The sequence below is a fragment of the Acidimicrobiales bacterium genome (assembly GCA_036273495.1).
GTDB lineage: Bacteria > Actinomycetota > Acidimicrobiia > Acidimicrobiales > JAJPHE01 > DASSEU01.
In genome coordinates this window covers 1-16,027 of the sequence record DASUHN010000228.1, presented here as the reverse complement: position 1 = coordinate 16,027, position 16,027 = coordinate 1, and the positions used below count along the sequence as shown (strand labels likewise).

Annotated in this window: 12 protein-coding genes and 2 pseudogenes; 6 read left to right on the top strand and 8 right to left on the bottom strand. The window is 74.1% G+C overall.

The genetic code is table 11. From position 1 onward, the window contains the following. Positions 1-1,321, bottom strand: a 1,321-nt coding sequence (locus tag VFW24_09830) for a citrate/2-methylcitrate synthase (GenBank protein ID HEX5267060.1), incomplete at its 3' end; no start/stop codon positions are given. Between the two features lie 65 nt (positions 1,322-1,386). On the opposite strand from VFW24_09830, the gene VFW24_09825 reads away from it, so the two are divergent. Next, positions 1,387-2,598 carry a citrate/2-methylcitrate synthase gene (locus VFW24_09825; protein HEX5267059.1) on the top strand — a complete coding sequence of 404 codons (1,212 nt, stop codon included), beginning with the start codon at positions 1,387-1,389 and terminating at the stop codon, positions 2,596-2,598. A gap of 13 nt (positions 2,599-2,611) precedes the next feature. Here the strand turns inward: VFW24_09825 and VFW24_09820 are convergent, their stop codons facing one another. Continuing rightward, positions 2,612-3,691 (bottom strand): TIGR03617 family F420-dependent LLM class oxidoreductase, encoded by a 1,080-nt coding sequence (locus VFW24_09820; GenBank protein HEX5267058.1) that lies wholly within the window; start codon positions 3,689-3,691, stop codon positions 2,612-2,614. A gap of 31 nt (positions 3,692-3,722) precedes the next feature. Between VFW24_09820 and VFW24_09815 the strand changes: the two genes are divergently transcribed. The 3 genes from VFW24_09815 (at position 3,723) to VFW24_09805 (ending at position 7,547) form a co-directional block, all read left to right on the top strand. Then, positions 3,723-4,499 (top strand): DUF4115 domain-containing protein, encoded by a 777-nt coding sequence (locus tag VFW24_09815; GenBank protein HEX5267057.1) that lies wholly within the window; start codon positions 3,723-3,725, stop codon positions 4,497-4,499. Between the two features lie 110 nt (positions 4,500-4,609). Next, a complete protein-coding gene (locus tag VFW24_09810; protein HEX5267056.1) occupies positions 4,610-6,337 on the top strand; it encodes a hypothetical protein in 1,728 nt (575 codons plus the stop codon). A 124-nt stretch (positions 6,338-6,461) separates the two neighbouring features. Continuing rightward, entirely contained in the window at positions 6,462-7,547 is a 1,086-nt protein-coding gene (locus VFW24_09805; GenBank protein ID HEX5267055.1) for an NlpC/P60 family protein, read from the top strand. Here VFW24_09805 and VFW24_09800 read toward each other — a convergent pair whose 3' ends face one another. After that, positions 7,548-8,927: an LCP family protein gene (locus VFW24_09800; GenBank protein HEX5267054.1), complete on the bottom strand. Its 1,380-nt coding sequence runs from the start codon at positions 8,925-8,927 to the stop codon at positions 7,548-7,550. A 131-nt stretch (positions 8,928-9,058) separates the two neighbouring features. Here VFW24_09800 and VFW24_09795 point away from each other — a divergent pair. Continuing rightward, positions 9,059-9,847: pseudogene (locus VFW24_09795) on the top strand (SGNH/GDSL hydrolase family protein). A gap of 36 nt (positions 9,848-9,883) precedes the next feature. Here the strand turns inward: VFW24_09795 and VFW24_09790 are convergent. The 5 genes and pseudogenes from VFW24_09790 to VFW24_09770 form a co-directional block, all read right to left on the bottom strand. Next, a complete protein-coding gene (locus VFW24_09790; protein HEX5267053.1) occupies positions 9,884-10,945 on the bottom strand; it encodes an MBL fold metallo-hydrolase in 1,062 nt (353 codons plus the stop codon). A 12-nt stretch (positions 10,946-10,957) separates the two neighbouring features. Further along, positions 10,958-12,297 (bottom strand): annotated as a pseudogene (locus VFW24_09785) (NAD(P)(+) transhydrogenase (Re/Si-specific) subunit beta). Between the two features lie 35 nt (positions 12,298-12,332). Continuing rightward, the gene (locus VFW24_09780) at positions 12,333-12,659 is read right to left on the bottom strand and encodes an NAD(P) transhydrogenase subunit alpha (GenBank protein ID HEX5267052.1); all 327 of its coding nucleotides are present in this window, start codon (positions 12,657-12,659) and stop codon (positions 12,333-12,335) included. Continuing rightward, a complete protein-coding gene (locus tag VFW24_09775; protein ID HEX5267051.1) occupies positions 12,656-13,759 on the bottom strand; it encodes a Re/Si-specific NAD(P)(+) transhydrogenase subunit alpha in 1,104 nt (367 codons plus the stop codon). The genes VFW24_09780 and VFW24_09775 overlap by 4 nt, the downstream gene beginning before the upstream one ends. Before the next feature lie 12 nt (positions 13,760-13,771). Continuing rightward, the gene (locus VFW24_09770) at positions 13,772-14,935 is read right to left on the bottom strand and encodes a hypothetical protein (protein ID HEX5267050.1); all 1,164 of its coding nucleotides are present in this window, start codon (positions 14,933-14,935) and stop codon (positions 13,772-13,774) included. A 260-nt stretch (positions 14,936-15,195) separates the two neighbouring features. Here VFW24_09770 and VFW24_09765 point away from each other — a divergent pair, with 260 nt between their 5' ends. Further along, positions 15,196-15,921, top strand: coding sequence for a 3D domain-containing protein (locus VFW24_09765; GenBank protein ID HEX5267049.1), 726 nt, complete (start codon positions 15,196-15,198; stop codon positions 15,919-15,921). The last annotated feature ends 106 nt before the right edge of the window (positions 15,922-16,027 follow it).

The following is a 16,027-nucleotide window of genomic DNA, read 5'->3' as shown; positions in this document are numbered from 1 at the left end:
CCCGGCCCGGCTTGAGCTCGGCCAGCACCCGCATCACGGTCTCCTCCACCTGCTCGGCGAACTCCACGCGCGACCCACCGAACTCCCTCGCGATCCGGCGGAGCAGGGCCGAGCGGGGGTCGTAGGTGCGGTACACGGGGTGGCCGAAGCCCATGATCCGCTCCCCACCCGCCACCGCCTCGCGCACCCACCCCTCGGTGCGGTCCGGGGTGCCGATGGCGTCGAGGGTGTCGAGGGCCCGGCTGGGGGCGCCCCCGTGCAACGGCCCCGACAGCGAGCCGATGGCCGCCACGACGGCGGCGCCGAGGTCCGCGCCGGTCGAGGTGACGACGCGCGCCGTGAAGGTCGACGCGTTGAAGCCGTGGTCGATGGTCGACGACATGTACTGCTCGATGGCACGGGCGTGCTGGGGCTCGGGCTCGGCTCCCGACAGCATCCACAGATAGTTGGCGGGGTGGGCCAGGTCGGGGCGCGGGCCGATCGGCTCGAGGCCCCGGCCCAGGCGGTACAGGGCGGCCACGATCGTCGGCACCGACGCGCACACGCGCAGGGCGTTGGCCCGCAGGGTGGCGCGGTCGACGTCCAGGCTGGGGCGGAACCCCTCGGCCGAGGCGAGCAGCGACACCGCTGTGCGCAGGCCGTCGAGGGGACCGGAGCCTGCCGCCGTGGCGCGGGCGATGGCCGGGAGCACCGCCGCCACCTCGGGCGGCACCGACCGCAGGGCGCCCACCTCGGCGTCGAACGCGGCACGCTCGGCCGGGGTGGGCAGCTCCCCGTCGAGCACCAGGTGCCAGGCGTCCTCGAACGACAGGCGCTCCGCCACCTCGACCGCCGAGTACTGCCGGTAGTGGTAGAAGCCCTCGAGCCCCCGGACGTCGCCGACCTGGGTCTCGGCCACCACCACCCCCTTGAGGCCGCGGGGCACGTCGGTGAACGAGCCCTCGACCGGCCGCAGCTGGGCCACGCCCATCAGATCGCGCATCGACACCACGCCCTTGAGCTCCCCGGACACCACGACGGGGATGTGCCGGTAGCCGTGGGCGGCCAGGCTGCGCCAGGCCTCGGCCACCTCGATGTCGGTCTCGACGCAGTCGGGGTCGGGGGTCATCCAGTCCGCCACCGGGGTGGTCCCGGTGCCGGCGCCGGCGGCCGTCGAGCGGACCAGGTCCCGCTCGGTGAGTATGCCGACGGGGCGGGCGCCGTCGACGACCACGACCGAGCCGACGCCGGCCTCCCGCATGCGGGCGGCGGCGGTGGCCAGGGACTCCTCGGGAGTCGAGGTGACAGCGGGGGCGGACATGAGATCGCCAACGGTGCGCATGGGTCGCATCGTCCATCGTGCCGCCGATCATTGTCAATGTTGATCGCATCAACTATGTTCGGGCCATGGCGGAGGAGCAGTGGCTGACCGCCCCCCAGGCGGCCGCCCGCCTGGGCGTACGCCCCCAGACCCTTTACGCCTACGTGAGCCGGGGCCTGCTCCACAGCCATCCGGTGCCCGACGCCGGCGGCCGGGCCAGCCGGTACGCCCGGGCCGAGGTGGACCGGCTGGCGGGAAGGGCGCGCCGCGGGGGCCGGGCCGGCGGCCTGGAGCTGCTGGTCGACACCAACCTCACCCTCCTCGACCCGGCCGGACGGCTCTACTACCGGGGCTGGGACGTGACGGACGCCGCCCGCACCGCCAGCTACGAGCGGGTGGCGGAGTGGCTGTGGACGGGCCGGGACGCCGGGGAGCCCGCCGAGTGGCGGGCTCCGGCCGCCGCCCTCGAGGCGGGCAAGGCCGCTGCCGCCGCCCTCCCGGACACCGCCACCCTGGTGGACCGCATGCGCGTGGTCTGCGTGGCCGTGGCCACCACCGACCCCCTCCGCCACGACCGCCGGCCCGAGGCGGTGGCCCTGTGCGGGCGCTCGCTCGTGGCGGCGCTGGTCGAGAGCCTGCCCGGGCCGCCGACGCGGAGCCGGCACATAGCCGGTCGGCTCTGGGAGCGGCTGACCGGGCGCCGGCCCCGGCCCGCCGAAGCGGCCGCCGTCGACGCCGCCCTGGTCCTCCTGGCCGACCACGAGCTGGCCGCCTCCACGCTGGGGGCCCGGGTGGCGGCGTCGACCTGGGCGGACCCCTACCTCGTGGTCGGGACCGGGCTCGGGGTCCTCGGCGGACCCCTGCACGGCGGGGCGTCACACGGGGTGCAGCTGCTGCTGGCCGACGCCGAGTCGAGCGGGTCGGTGGCCGAGGCGGTGGGGACCCTGCTGCGGGCCGGCGACCGGGTGCCCGGCCTGGGCCATTCCGTCTACACCGGCACCGATCCGAGGGCGGTGGCGCTGCTGGAGGCGGTACGCGCGGCTTCGCCCCCGAAGGCGAGGTGGGCCACGGTCGAGGAGGTGGTGCGGGTCACCGCCGGGCGGGGCCTGCCCGCCCCCAACATCGACCTGGCCATCGGCGGGCTGTGCCACGCCTACCGGATGGCGCCGGGGGCGGGGGAGGCCATCTTCGCCGTGGCCCGGGTGGCGGGGTGGCTGGCCCACGCCGGCGAGGAGTACCAGCACCGGCTGCGGTTCCGGCCCCGGGCCGTCTATACCGGGCCGGCGCCGGGTTCCTGACCCGCTGGGTCCCCTACGATCCGGCTCCTCCGCCAGGCGGGGTCCCGACCCCGCCCGCGGCCGTCACCTGACGGGACACCTGACGGGCCACCTCGCCGAAGCGGTCGAGCACGGACGGGTCGGCCTGGTACGCCGCTCCGGCGAAGTAGAGGACCACCCGGCTGGCCACGCCCCCGTACCGCTCGACCAGGCGCTCGGGCAGCTGGTCCCACGTGGCGCCGACCACGAAGTGCTCGAGCAGGTCGTCCCCCACCACCTGGGCCATCCCGGCCAGGTCCCCCGCCTTCTGGCGCTCGCGGATGCGCGCCGTGGTCCCCTCGTGACCGAGCTGGTCGAAGATGAAGGCGTAGTTGGGCGTGGATCCGTAGAACGCCACCTGCATCCGCGCCGTCTCCCACCAGCGGGCCCGCTCCTCGTCCGTGTCCCCGACGGCAGTGAAGCACGGGACGATCACCGCCAGCTCGGCCGGGTCCCGGCCGGCCCGGGCCGCCCCCTCGGCCAGGCCGGGCAGCACCGTCGTGCGCAGGTAGGTCGGCGAGTTGAGCGGGTGCACGTGCACCCCGTCGGCCACCTCGCCCGCCATGCGCAGCATCCACGGGTTGACGGCGGCGATGTCGACCGGCGGCGGGCCCGACGGGATCGGACCGGGGGACCACTGGTCGGGGAGCAGGTTGAACGACCAGTGGGAGCCGGAGTACTCGAGGCGCTCCTCGCCGGAGAAGGCGCGGAAGATGGCCCGCAGGGCCTGCACGTACTCGCGCAGGCGCGGCCCCGCCGGGGCGAAGGTGCTCGCATACCGACGCTCGACGTGGGCCCGCACCTGGGTGCCGATGCCGAGCCGGAAGCGGCCCCCGCTCGTCTCGGCCAGCTCCCACGCCACCTGGGCCGTGACCATGGGGCTGCGGGGGAACGCCACGGCGATGCCCGTCGCCAGGTCGATGTCGGCCGCCAGGGCGGCGGCGGCGCACGAGAGGTAGGCGGTACGCCCGCCCTCGGTGACCACCATCCCGGCCAGCCCGCTGGACTCGATGCTGCGGGCCAGCTCCTGGATGCGTCGCAGCGGGGCGCCCCCCGTCATCACGTCGATCTGCACACGGCGACGTTATGCGTGATCATGGGCCGCAGTGCCCCCGCGCCGCTCCCGCAGCAACGACCTGCGAGCCATGGAGGCGTACCGGCGGATCCACGCCACCATCGGCGAGCGCGTCGTCATGCCGCCCGACACTCCGGTCCGGGAGCGACCGGCGCCCAACCGGCCCAACCGGCCCGTCCGGGCCCGGAAAGGCCGGACGGGCCGGACGGTCTCGCCTCCGCCCGGGTACCTGTCCGTCGGCACCACCCGCTTCCGCACGAGGGGGCCGCGGCCGGCGGGGCCGGTGCTGACCGCTACGGCGGTGATCGCGGTGATGGCGCTCATCGCCCTGGCCGTGGGGAGGTTGGTGGTGGGCTCCCCGTCGACGCCCCGGACCTCCCCACCCCACCGGCCCCAGGCGACGGCGACCACGAGGGCGGCGGGCCGGGCGGCGGCGGGCCGGGCGCCGGTTCACACCGCCGGCGCCGCCAAGCGGACCCGCACGTCGACGCCCGCCCCGGCGGTCCTCGTGCCCCGCAGCTCCAGCGCCACCGGGGCGGACTACGTGGTGACCACCGCCTCGTTCTCCGTGCAGGTGAGCACGACCGGGACGTGCTGGATGGAGGTCGGGCCCAGCGCGACCGGGCCGTTCAGCTTCGTGGGCACGGTCCCGGCCGGCCAGCAGAAGGTCTTCCCCGCCTCCAACCAGCTCTGGGTCCGCCTCGGGGCCCCGGCCAACGTCACGGTCTCGGTCGGCGGCACGCCCCTGCAGCTGAGTGCGGCCGGCTCGGCCCCCTACAACCTGACTATTTCAGCAGTGGTTACTTAGAGCTTTAGAACCGCGAAACTCAAGTTCGGGGCACGCCGGACGAGACCTAACCCGTGCGGTGGCCCCGGCGGAGCCCCTCCGGTTCCCTTCCTGCAGCTCTGGCGGCCGCGGTGGCGGCCGTCCTGGTCCTCAGCGCGCCCGCCGTGGCGGCGGCCCAGGGCCGAGGTCACGCCACCGGACACGGGACCAAGGCCAAGCCGGCGGCCAAACCGGCCACCAGGCCGGCCGCAAAACCGGCCTCCAAGCCGGCAACCAGGCCCACCTCGAGACCCTCCGCCCGGCCGGCCGCCGCCCCGAAGTCCGCCGGCACCCAGAAGTGGGGCCCGGGCTACCTCCTGTCCGCCGCCGACGGGGGCATCTTCACCTTCGGCAACGCCCGCTACTACGGCGGGATGGCGGGCCGGGCCCTGGCCGGGCCCGTGGTCGGGCTGGCCGGCGCCCCGGACGGCCAGGGGTACTGGGCGGTGTCCTCGGACGGGGGCGTGTTCGCCTTCGGGTCGGCCCACTACTTCGGGGGCATGGCCGGCAACGGCATCGAGCAGCCGGTCGTCGGGATGGCGGCCGTGCCCGACGGGTCCGGGTACTGGTTGGTGGGCGCCGATGGCGGCGTGTTCACCTACGGGTCGGCCCGCTACTACGGCGGCCTCGGCAGCCGCCGGCTGTCCGCCCGCGTGGTCGGGATGGCCGCCACCCCCGACGGGGGCGGCTACTGGCTGGTCTCGTCGGACGGGGGTGTCTTCGCCTTCGGCGACGCCCGGTACCTCGGCGGCATGGGCGGCCACCCGATCTCCGCCCCGGTGGTCGGGATCGCCTCCACCCCGGACGGCTCGGGGTACTGGCTGGTCTCGTCGGACGGGGGCGTGTTCACCTACGGCACGGCGCCCTACCACGGGGGGATGGGCGGCCTGCAGCTGGCCGCCCCGATGGTCGGCCTGGCCGCCAGTCCCACCGGCCACGGCTACTGGATGGCCTCGGCCGACGGCGGCGTGTTCACCTACGGGGACGCCGGCTACTGGGGCGCTCCCGGCGGCTTCGGGATCAACCGCCCCCTGACCGCGGTCGCGTCCGGCATCCACCCCGCCTTCCACCCCAGGCAGGTCCAGGTCGGAGGCCGGTACGGGTTCGACGTCTCCTGGCCGCAGTGCGGGCAGGGCGGCCTGCCCCCGGCCCACGCCATCGCCGTGCTGGGGGTGACCGGCGGCAAGGCGTTCACGACCAATCCGTGCCTGGGCCAGCAGTGGCGGTGGGCGGCGGGGGCCTCGGGGGCGGCGGCGCTGTACATGAACCTCAACGAGGCCGACGTCCCGTCCAGCCCCCGCTCGGCCAACGGGCCGGCCGGGCACTGCGCCCGTGACAGCGCCCCGTGCGCGGCCTACAACTACGGGGCCAACGCCGTGGACCACGCGGTGGCCTACGCCCGGCGGTCGGGCGCCTCGGCGCCGATGTGGTGGCTCGACGTGGAGACCGGCAACGCGTGGACCGACCACGGGGACCTCAACGCCGAGGTGATCAGGGGCGCCCTCGACGAGCTCCACCACCGCCACCTCTCGGCCGGGATCTACTCCACCGGCCTGCAGTGGTCGGAGATCACCGGTGGCGCCGACTTCGGGGTCCCGGTGTGGGTGGCGGGGTCCCCCGACCTGACCAGCGCCGCCAGCTACTGCGGCCGGGGCTTTGCCGGGGGCCCGGTCTGGATGGTCCAGACCATGCTCGCCTACGACGTCAACTACCTCTGCCAGCCCGCCCGGGCCGCCCAGGCCTTCGGCGTCCATCCCCTCCCGACCGCCCCCTCCTGGACCGTCGACCGCCTCCCGAATTCGATCCGGATCCCGTCGTAACGCGTTCTAGCCTGTTAGGGTCCCGGCCCACGTGCGGAGGACCAGCGGGCGGCGCCCGGCCCACCGCGGACGCAGAGCTGCTTGCCTCATCGTGGCTCTGGCGGCCGGAGTAAGCACCACTCTGGTGCCACGCGGCCCCGCCGGAGCCGCCACCGAAGCCTCCCTGCGGTCCCAGGCCGCCTCCCTGACCGCCCGGCTGGGCCAGCTGGCGCAACAGGAGGCGCGGGTCGACGAGCAGTACAACCAGGCCCGCCTCGCCCTGGCCGCGGCGCAGACCCACCAGCAGCAGGCCCAGGCCGCCGCGGCGCGAGCGGCCGCCCAGGTCACGGCGCGCCGCCGGGTGCTGACCTCGGCCGCGGTCGACGCGTACATGCGGGGTGGGTCGGGGGCGGGGGCGGGGGGCGTCACGCTGCTGATGCAGTCCAACCAGACGACCTACGGCATCCAGCAGAGCTACCTCCAGAGCGTGGCCGACACCCAGCAGTCGGCCATCGACGGGCTCCGCCAGGCCCAGGCGCAGCTGGCGGCGCAGCAGTCGAGGCTGGCCCGGGCCACCCGGTCGGCGCGCTCCGACGTGGCCACGGCGGCCGGGCTCCGCAGCCAACTGGGCTCCACCGCCTCCTCCGAGGTGTCCGCCCTCTCCCAGGTCCGGGGCCAGCTAGCCCAGATGGTGGCCGCCGACCAGGCCGCGGCCCAGGCGGCGCAGGCCGCCGCGGCCCGGGCCCGGCTGCAGGCCCTGAGCCACACCACCGCCAGTGCGGGCCGGCCGGTCAGCCGGGACAACCCGCTTCCCGCCCTCGGGGGCGGGTCCCGCGGCGGTGGATCGGCGGTGGGTCCGATCGGGCCCGCCCCGTCCCAGGGCGGAGCGGCGGGGGTTGCCCTCGAGTGGGCCCAGCGCGAGCTGGGCAAGCCCTACGTGTACGGCGGCGCCGGACCGGACAGCTTCGACTGCTCGGGCCTGATCATGTACATCTTCGGCCAGGCGGGGGTGAGCCTGCCCCACTCCGCCGCCGGCCAGTGGGACGACACCACCCGGATCAGCTACGCCCAGGCCCGGCCCGGGGACCTGGTCTTCTTCTACCAACCGGTCGACCACGTGGGCATCTACGTCGGCAACGGGGAGATGATCGACGCCCCCCACACCGGCGCCGACGTGGAGTACGACCCGATCTGGTGGAACGTGCTCGACGGCTTCGGGCGGGTCGGATAGTCAGCAGGTAGAGGGGTCGAAGGCCTGGGAGTCGTCCTGGCCGACGGCGGCGGGGGCCGCCCCGCCCTCGGTCGTCGACGTGACCGACGTCGGGTTGCCGCCGTTCTGGCTCTCTAGACCGGCCCACTGGGAGCCGACCACCAGCGCCACCTGAGCCCCGGTCAGACCGTGGTCCTCCTCGATCAGGGCCCCTCCCACCACCCGGGACTGGAGCAGCTGGGCCTGGGCCTGGAACCCGGTGGCGTAGGCGATCACGGTGCGGCCGTAGGTGAACGAGCCGGCGTTGCCCGTGCCGACGACGTCGAAGCCGGTCTGGCGGAGCTCCGAGGCGACCGTGTGCGCGATACCGGCCTTGCCGACACCGTTCAAGACCTCGACGCTCACCTGCGAGGGGGGGATGGCCGGGCCCTTCGAGCCCGGCCTGCCCGCCGGGGCCGGGCCGCTCAGGAAGGCGGCGATCACCTGGCTGTCGTCGGGCTGCTTCGGCAGCAGCACGTCCCCGTACGACTCGTAGTTGGTCACCGGGGTCGTCGGCAGGGTGTAGGACACCAGCGAGGCGGGGTCGAAGCCCTTGAACAGGCGGGCCAGGCCGACCAGATCCCCCGTGCTCATGGCGTCGTCGATGATGAAGTCGTGCACCGCCTGGCCCAGGAAGGCGTTGGCCGTGAAGGGGTTGGTCAGGCCCTTGGACACCGCCGCCTTGGCCACCGCCCGCAGGAACACGTGCTGGCGGGCGATGCGGCCGAGGTCGCTGGACCCGTCGTAGTGCCAGTAGCCGTTCTCGTAGTACTGGTAGTGCCGGGCCCGGGCCACGGCCAGGCCCTGGGCCCCGTTCAGGGTCTGGCAGCCGGTGGTGGTGATGCTCAGGCCCGAGTAGGCGTCCTTGGCCGGGAACGGAAAGCTCATCCGCACCCCACCCAGGGCGTCGACCGTGCCCTGGAACCCGGCGAAGTCGACCTCGACGTAGTGCTGCACGGGTATGCCCAGGTCGGCCTCGACGGTCTGGACCAGCTGGCTGGGCCCGTGGTCGTAGGCCTCGTTTATCCGGTTCGAGCCGTTGGTGCCGGCCAGCGGGACGAACAGGTCCCTCGGTATCGACAGGATGGCGGCGGTGTGGTGGACGGGGTCCACGTGCAGGATCGACGTCACGTCGCTGCGCTGCCCCGCCACCTGGGACGCGGACCCGAACGCCTTCACGTTTCCGGCACTCGGGGCCAGGCCCGCCCGCGTGTCCGAGCCGATCATCAGCACGTTGAACGGGTGGTCGGCGAACTCGGGGGCCAGCCCGGTCACGTGGACCCTGTGCATCTGACCTAAGCGGAAGCGCAGGTAGGCGTACCCGCCCGCCGCCAGCACGATCAGCAGGATCACCAGGGCCACCGAGAGGACCATCGCTCGCCGGGCCCAGAACCGGCGCCGGGCCGGGCGGGTCCTGGGTGCTCGAGGTCCGGGTGGAGTCGGCCCCGGTGGTTGCTGCCGTGTGGGATCCGGGGTAGCAGTTCCCGCGCCGGATGACCCGGCGCCCATGGGTGGAAAGCCTAATCCCGGTCTTTCGCCCGCCGACAGGCGCCTATGTGCACGCAGTGGCCGTTCCGCCGGCGTCGGTGGCCGCGCTCCGCCCCCGCCCGGCCTGGTACGTGGCCCTCGGGGACTCGCTGTCGCAGGGGTTGCAGCCCCGCCCCGGCCACGCCGGGGCCGGCCGGGACACGAACCAGGGCTACCCCGACGTGGTGGCCCGTGACCTCGGGCTCAGGCTGGTCAAGCTCGGCTGCCCGGGCGAGACGACCACCACCATGCTCCGGGGCGGCATCTGCTACCGGGGTGGTGCCTCCCAGGCCGGCGCCGCCACCCGGTTCCTGCGCGCCCACCGCTCCGATCTGGCCCTGGTCACGGTGGACATCGGGATCAACGACGTCGTCCGCTGCCAGCAGGAGGCGCCCGGCCCCCGCTCGGCGGCGTGCCTGGCGGCGGGCCTGGCAACCGTCGAGCGCAACCTCCCCACGGTGGTGCGACGGGTCCGGGCCGCGGCCGGGCCCGGCGTCCCGATCGTGGCCCTCGACTACTACGCCCCGTTCGTGGCGTCCCCCGACCGGGGCCGGGCGGCCTGGTCCCACTACGTCACCGGGCGCCTGGACGCCACCCTGTCCGGCGTGCTGGGACCTCTGCACGTGACCGTGGCCGACACGGCGGGCGCCTTCGGGCTGGGCCGGCCCCTGGCCGTCGAGGCGGGCGAGGTGTGCCGGCTGACGTGGGTGTGCTCGCCACCGCCGGTGGGGGCCAACCTCCACGCCAACGCCGCCGGCTACCGGGCCATGGCCGGCTCGGTGGAGCGGGCGCTACGCGGCGACGATCTCCCAGCGCTCGGGCATCTGGCCGGAGCGCCGGGCGCGGCCGCGCGTCTCCAGGATCATCAGGTGGGCCAGCGTCTCCCCCAGGGCGGCGCGGCGCATCCAGAACTCGATCTGGTCCCACGGCCGGCTCCACGAGATGGACAGGGCCACGTCCCAGGCGGTGGACCCGGGATTGGCCCTCAGGTGGTCCAGGATCTCGGTGAAGCGCTCCTCGTGGTGCGCCCGTAGCTGGGCGGCGCGCGCGGCCAGGCCCCGGAAGCGGTACTCGTGGGCGGGGAGCACCTCGTCGGCGTCGAGGCCGGCCACCTTCTGGAGGGAGTCGAGGAAGTCCGCGAGCGGGCTGGCCGTCTGCTGGGGGTGGTAGGAGATGTTCGGGGTGATGCGCGGCAGGATGTGGTCCCCGGACAGCAGCAGGCGGCGGGACGCAGAGTGGAAGCACAGGTGCCCGGGGCTGTGCCCGGGCGTCCACACCGCCGTGAGGTCCCACCCGGGCAGCTCGGGGCGCGCCCCGTCCTCGAGGAGCACGTCCGGCTCGGCAAAGGTGACGAACGGCCGCACACCCATCGACGCCCCCCTCATCTCGTCGAGGGGCTCGGGGGGAACCCCGCAGGAGAGCAGGTGGGTGCGCATGCGGCGGAACAGCTCGTCCATGTTCACGTACCGCTCCCCCAGGGCGGCGGCGTCGGCGGGATGCAGCGCCACCCACGCGCCGGACTGCTCCCGCACGCGCCCGGCCAGCCCGTAGTGGTCGGGGTGGATGTGGGTGACGAGCACGCCCTTCACGTCGGTGATGTCGTAGCCGGCCTTGCCGAGGCCACCGGTGAGCGCGTCGTACGCCGAGTCCGTGTCCCAGCCGGCGTCGATCAGCGCCACCCCGTCGGTCAGCTCGAGCAGGTACACCAGCACGTAGCGCAGCGAGTTCTGGGGGATCGGCACCGGGACCGACCACAGTCCGCCGCCCAGGCTCTCCACCGGCGGCATGACGTTCTCCTCCCATGCCTGCTTCTGGGCCAGGCCGGTGATCTCGAAGGAGGCCGTGTCCGTCATGACCGGACCCTATTACGCCGCCTTGACGGCGGCGACCAGGCTGGAGAGGGTGGCCTTGGCGTCCCCGAAGAGCAGGGTGGTCCTCGGGTTGTAGAGCAGCTCGTTGTCGATGCCGGCGAAGCCGGGGCGCATGCTCCGCTTCAGGAACACGACGTTGGACGCCTGGTCGACGTGGATGATCGGCATCCCGTAGATCGGGCTGCCGGGGCTGTCGTGGGCGGCCGGGTTCACTACGTCGTTGGCGCCGACGACCAGGGCCACGTCGGTCGACGGCATGATCGGGTTGGCCTCCTCCATCTCCTTCAACTGCTCGTAGGGGACGTCGGCCTCCGCCAGCAGGACGTTCATGTGACCGGGCATGCGTCCGGCTACGGGGTGCACCGCGTACAGGACCTCGACCCCGCGGCTCTCCAGCAGGTCGGCCAGCTCCCGGATGGTGTGCTGGGCCTGGGCCACGGCCAGGCCGTAGCCCGGGACGATCACGACCCGGCGCGAGTAGGCGAGGAGGGTGCCGATGTCCTCGGCCGTTCCCGAGCGCACCGAGCGGTCACCGGTCTCACCCGCGGTGCCGGCGGTCACGACCGCCCCGAAGGCGCCGAAGATGATGTTGGGCAGCGAGCGGCCCATGGCGTGGCTCATCATCCGGGTGAGCAGCGTTCCCGACGCCCCCACGAGGGTCCCGGCCACGATCAGCACCGTGTTGGACAGCACGAAGCCCGACGCCGCCACCGCCAGGCCGGTGAATGAGTTGAGCAGCGAGATCACCACCGGCACGTCGGCGCCGCCGATCGGCATGACGAAGGCGACCCCGAGGCCGAGGCAGATCACCGCCACCAGCCCGACGAGCCCGACGTGGGCGCCGACGATGGCGATGGCCGCCAGGATGACCGCCGCCGCCGCCATCACCCCGTTCACGAACTGCTGCAGCGGGTACACCACGGGACGGCCGGTCATCAGCTCCTGCAGCTTGGCGAAGGCGATCACCGAGCCCGAGAACGACACGCTGCCGATGACCACGCCGAGCAGCACCGCCAGCCGGTTGCCCGAGGACAGGGTGGCGCCGTCGGCGTGGCCGATGTAGTCGGAGATGGCGACCAACGCCGCCGCCCCACCCCCACGCCGTTGAACGCCGCCACCATCTGCGGCATGGCGGTCATCCGCACCAGCCGCGCCGCCGGGATGCCCACGGCCACGCCGATGACCATGGCCCCGGCCACGAGTCCACCGTTGTGCACGTGACCGGCCACCAGCGTGAACACCACCGCCACGAGCATGCCGAAGGCGCCGATGAGATTCCCGGGGCGGGCGGCACGCGGGCTCGACAGTCCGCGCAGGGCCAGGATGAAGCACACCGCCGCCGCCAGGTACGACCAGTGCAGGGCCGCCGTCACCGGGGCAGCTCGCGGGTGCTGTCATCGGACCGCGGCGCCTTCTGCTCCCGGCCCTTGAACATCTCGAGCATGCGGTCGGTCACCACGAACCCGCCCACCACGTTGACCGTGGCCAGCGCCACCGCCAGGAAGCCGATGATCTTGAGAAGCGCCGAGTCGGCGGTGGCGAGAACGGCGATGGCGCCCACCAGGATGATGCCGTGGATGGCATTGGTGCCCGACATCAACGGGGTGTGCAGGACGCTCGGAACCTTGGATATGACCTCGAAGCCGAGGAACACCGACAGCACGAAGATGGTGAACAGGGTCAGGAACCCGGTCACTTGTACAGAACCTCCCCGCCGCGCGTGACGCAGGTGGCTGCCAGGATGTCGTCGCTCCAGTCGGGATCGAGTATCCCGTCCTTGGTCATCAGCACCACCAGATTGGCCATGTTGCGGGCGTACATCTGGGATGCGTGGGTCGGCAGGTCGCTGGCCGGGTTGGCCACGCCGACGACCGCGACCCCCTTGTGGTCGATCTCCCGGCCCGGCTCGGAGATCTCGACGTTGCCGCCGGTGTCCGAGGCCAGGTCAACGACGACCGATCCCGGCCGCATGCGGTCGACCATGTCCCGGGTGACGAGAAGGGGGGCGGGGCGGCCCGGGATCTGGGCGGTGGTGATGACCACGTCCGCCTCGGTGAGGTGGGGGGCCAGGGCGGCGTGCTGGGCGGACTGGGCGGTCTCACCGAGCTCGCCGGCGTAGCCACCGGCGCCGTCGGCGGTGGCCAGCCCGAGGTTGAGGAAGCGGGCGCCGAGGCTGCGGACCTCCCCCTCCGCCGCCGACCGCACGTCGTAGGCCATGACCACCGCGCCCAGCCGGCGGGCGGTCGCGATGGCCTGCAGCCCGGCCACGCCTGCCCCGAGGACCAGCACCTTGGCGGGCGGAACCGTCCCGGCGGCGGTCATCAGCATCGGGAAGAAGCGGTGCAGGCGGTTGGCGCCGATGAGGACGGCGCGATAGCCCGCCACCGTCGACTGCGACGACAGGGCGTCCATGCTCTGGGCCCGGGTGGTGCGCGGCAGCAGCTCCAGGCTGTGGGAGGTGACGCGCCGCTCGGCCAGGGCGCGCACGGCCTCGAGGATCCGGCCGGGGCTGAACAGGCCGACCAAGGTGGCGCCCTCGCGTACGAGCGCGGCCTCCTCGGGCGTCGGGCCCTGCACCTTCAACACGGCGTCGCTCGAGCCCAGCAACGCGGCGGCGCTGGGCACCGTAACGGCGCCGGCGTCGATGTACGCCTGGTCGGCAAACCCCGCCGCCGCGCCGGCCCGGGCCTGGAGCACGACATCGTGCCCGGCGCCCGTCAACGTGGCCACGACCCCGGGGACCACCGCCACCCTGCGCTCTCCCGGCAGGATCTCGGTCGGGATGCCCAGCCTCACGGTGCGGGCAGATTAGTTAGCCCGCGGGGTGGGGCCGAGCCACCTCCCGCCCTTCTGACGGGCGGCTTCGGGGTCCTCGGGCGTCCGGTCGAGGGGGCGCACCGTATGGAGGATGCCGATCCGCCGGCGGGGGCCGGCCCAGGGTCCGGGAACGGCCATGACCATCCGGCCGAGGAAGTAGGCGGGCGCCTCGTAGTTCACGCGCCAGCCCCGGAAGTGCACCCATCCCTCCTCGGGGCTGCGCTCGAGGGCCACGCCCGCCTCGCGCATCCGTTCCACCCCCTCCAGGTACTCCTCGTAGGAGAGGAGGATCGGATCGTCCGGACGCGGATCGAGCTCGACCGGGAGACCCCACGCCGGGGCGATGTCCTGGAGGGCCCGGAATCCCATCCGCAGGCACAGCCGCGCCTCCGACGGCGCTGCTGAGGGGGCCAGGGCCAGGTGGAGCGCAGCCGAGTCGAGGACGGCCAGGAGGCCCACGATCCACGAGCGGAAGGCGTTGGGCGACCGGAACAGCACGAGCACCGGGTAGGTCGTGTGGGTCTCCGCCACGTCGGCCGCCCACTGCTCCCAGCTGGCGAAGAAGGCGGGCAGGCTGTCGGAGATCCCCACGAGCTGGTGGCGGGTCAGGATCTCCGGCCCCCACGCCGGCGCCCCCGCCCGGCTCTCGAGCAGGGTGACGAGCGTCTCGCGGCGGTTGAAGGCGCCGTAGATGGTCGGCAGGTAGGCGATCTCGAGGGCCACGACCGCCAGGCCGGTGCCCGCCGCCACGTAGGAGACCGCCGTGGCCGGCGCGGACGGATCGCCTCCGCCCGGGGGGCTGGCCAGGCCCAGGGTGAGCATGGCCGACCCGGCCGCCCGGAGGGCGGCCGTCAGGCCCCCGTGGACCAGCGGCCACAGGATCAGCGAGTAGCCGAGGAGGAAGGCCGCCAGCCACAGCCCGAAGGCTCCGAGCAGGGCCACCGGCCCCGCCAGAGCCAGGACGTGGTCCTTGGCCTCGTAGGTGGGGAGGCGGTCGGCGATCCATCTCCCGGCGGCCAGGGTGCTCCGGGTGGCCACCTCGGTGAGCCGGGAGGGGTGAGCCCGGGGCAGCACGAGGGTATAGAGGGCCGAGCCGGCCCCTGACCCCAGGAGCACGATCCCGGCCAGCAGCCCCAGCCAGCGGATTGGGCCCACGGCCACAGGTTGGCAGGTGGTGCCTCGAGGTCCGGTGGGACCGGACCGGCCCGGCCGGATTGCCGGGTTTGCACCCCGCCGGGGCGGGAGCCTAGGGTGCTAACTACAGCTAGCAGTGCCGCTTCTGTTGCGGCGCGCCCCGGCTGTCCTCCCCCCTGAAAGGACATCGAGCTACACCCATGCCCCCGACACCCCCGCCCCCAACCTCCGTCAACCGCCCGGCCGGCGGCACGGCGGCGATCCCGGCGCCCGATCGGGGGGTGGTCGCCGCCCGGCTTGCCGTCGTCATCGCCGCCGCGGCGGCGATGAACGGTCTGATCGGGGCGGCGACGGGAGGGGCGGGGGCGGCCGGGGGGGCGGCCTCGGGCAGGACGGTGGCCGTCAAGCTGGCAGTGGCCCGGTCGGCGGCTCCCCCGTCCCAGGCGGCGCCGGGTGGTCGGGTCGTCGCTCACCAGATCCACATCGAGGGCGTCTCGGCACCCGTGCTGGTGAGCGCGTCGGAGCTGGAGCAGGCCGAGCACGGGCAGCAGGCGTCGACGGCTGCTCCCGCCGCCGCACCGACCGCCGCGACACCGACCCCCGCGGCGCCGACCCCCGCGCCCGCAGCGTCCCCGGCCCCGGCCCCGGCGGCGGCCCCGGCCCCGGCCCCGGCCCCGGCGGCGTCCCACTCCACATCCACCCCGTCCAGCTCCGCCGGTGCGACCGGGACGAGCGGGAACGGCACCGACCTCGGCACCTTCATGGTCACCTGCTACGACATCCACGGCCAGACCGCCACGGGTGACCAGGCCGGACCCCAGAGCGTCGCCGTCGATCCGGCCGTGATCCCCCTCGGCACGAAGATCTACATCGACGGGGTGGGCTACCGCACGGCCGACGACACCGGGGGCAGCGTCACCGGCCACCACATCGACATCTGGGAGTCCAGCTACTCGGCGTGCGCCGACTTCGGGCGGCAGTACCGCGACGTCCACCAGCTGAGCTAGCCGTCCCGCCGCTTCCCAGGAGGGCCGGCGGCCGGGCGCTAGCCCAGCGTGATCTGGAGGTTCACGGTGGCGGGGCGGCCCGGGCTCACCTGGATCCGCACCGGGG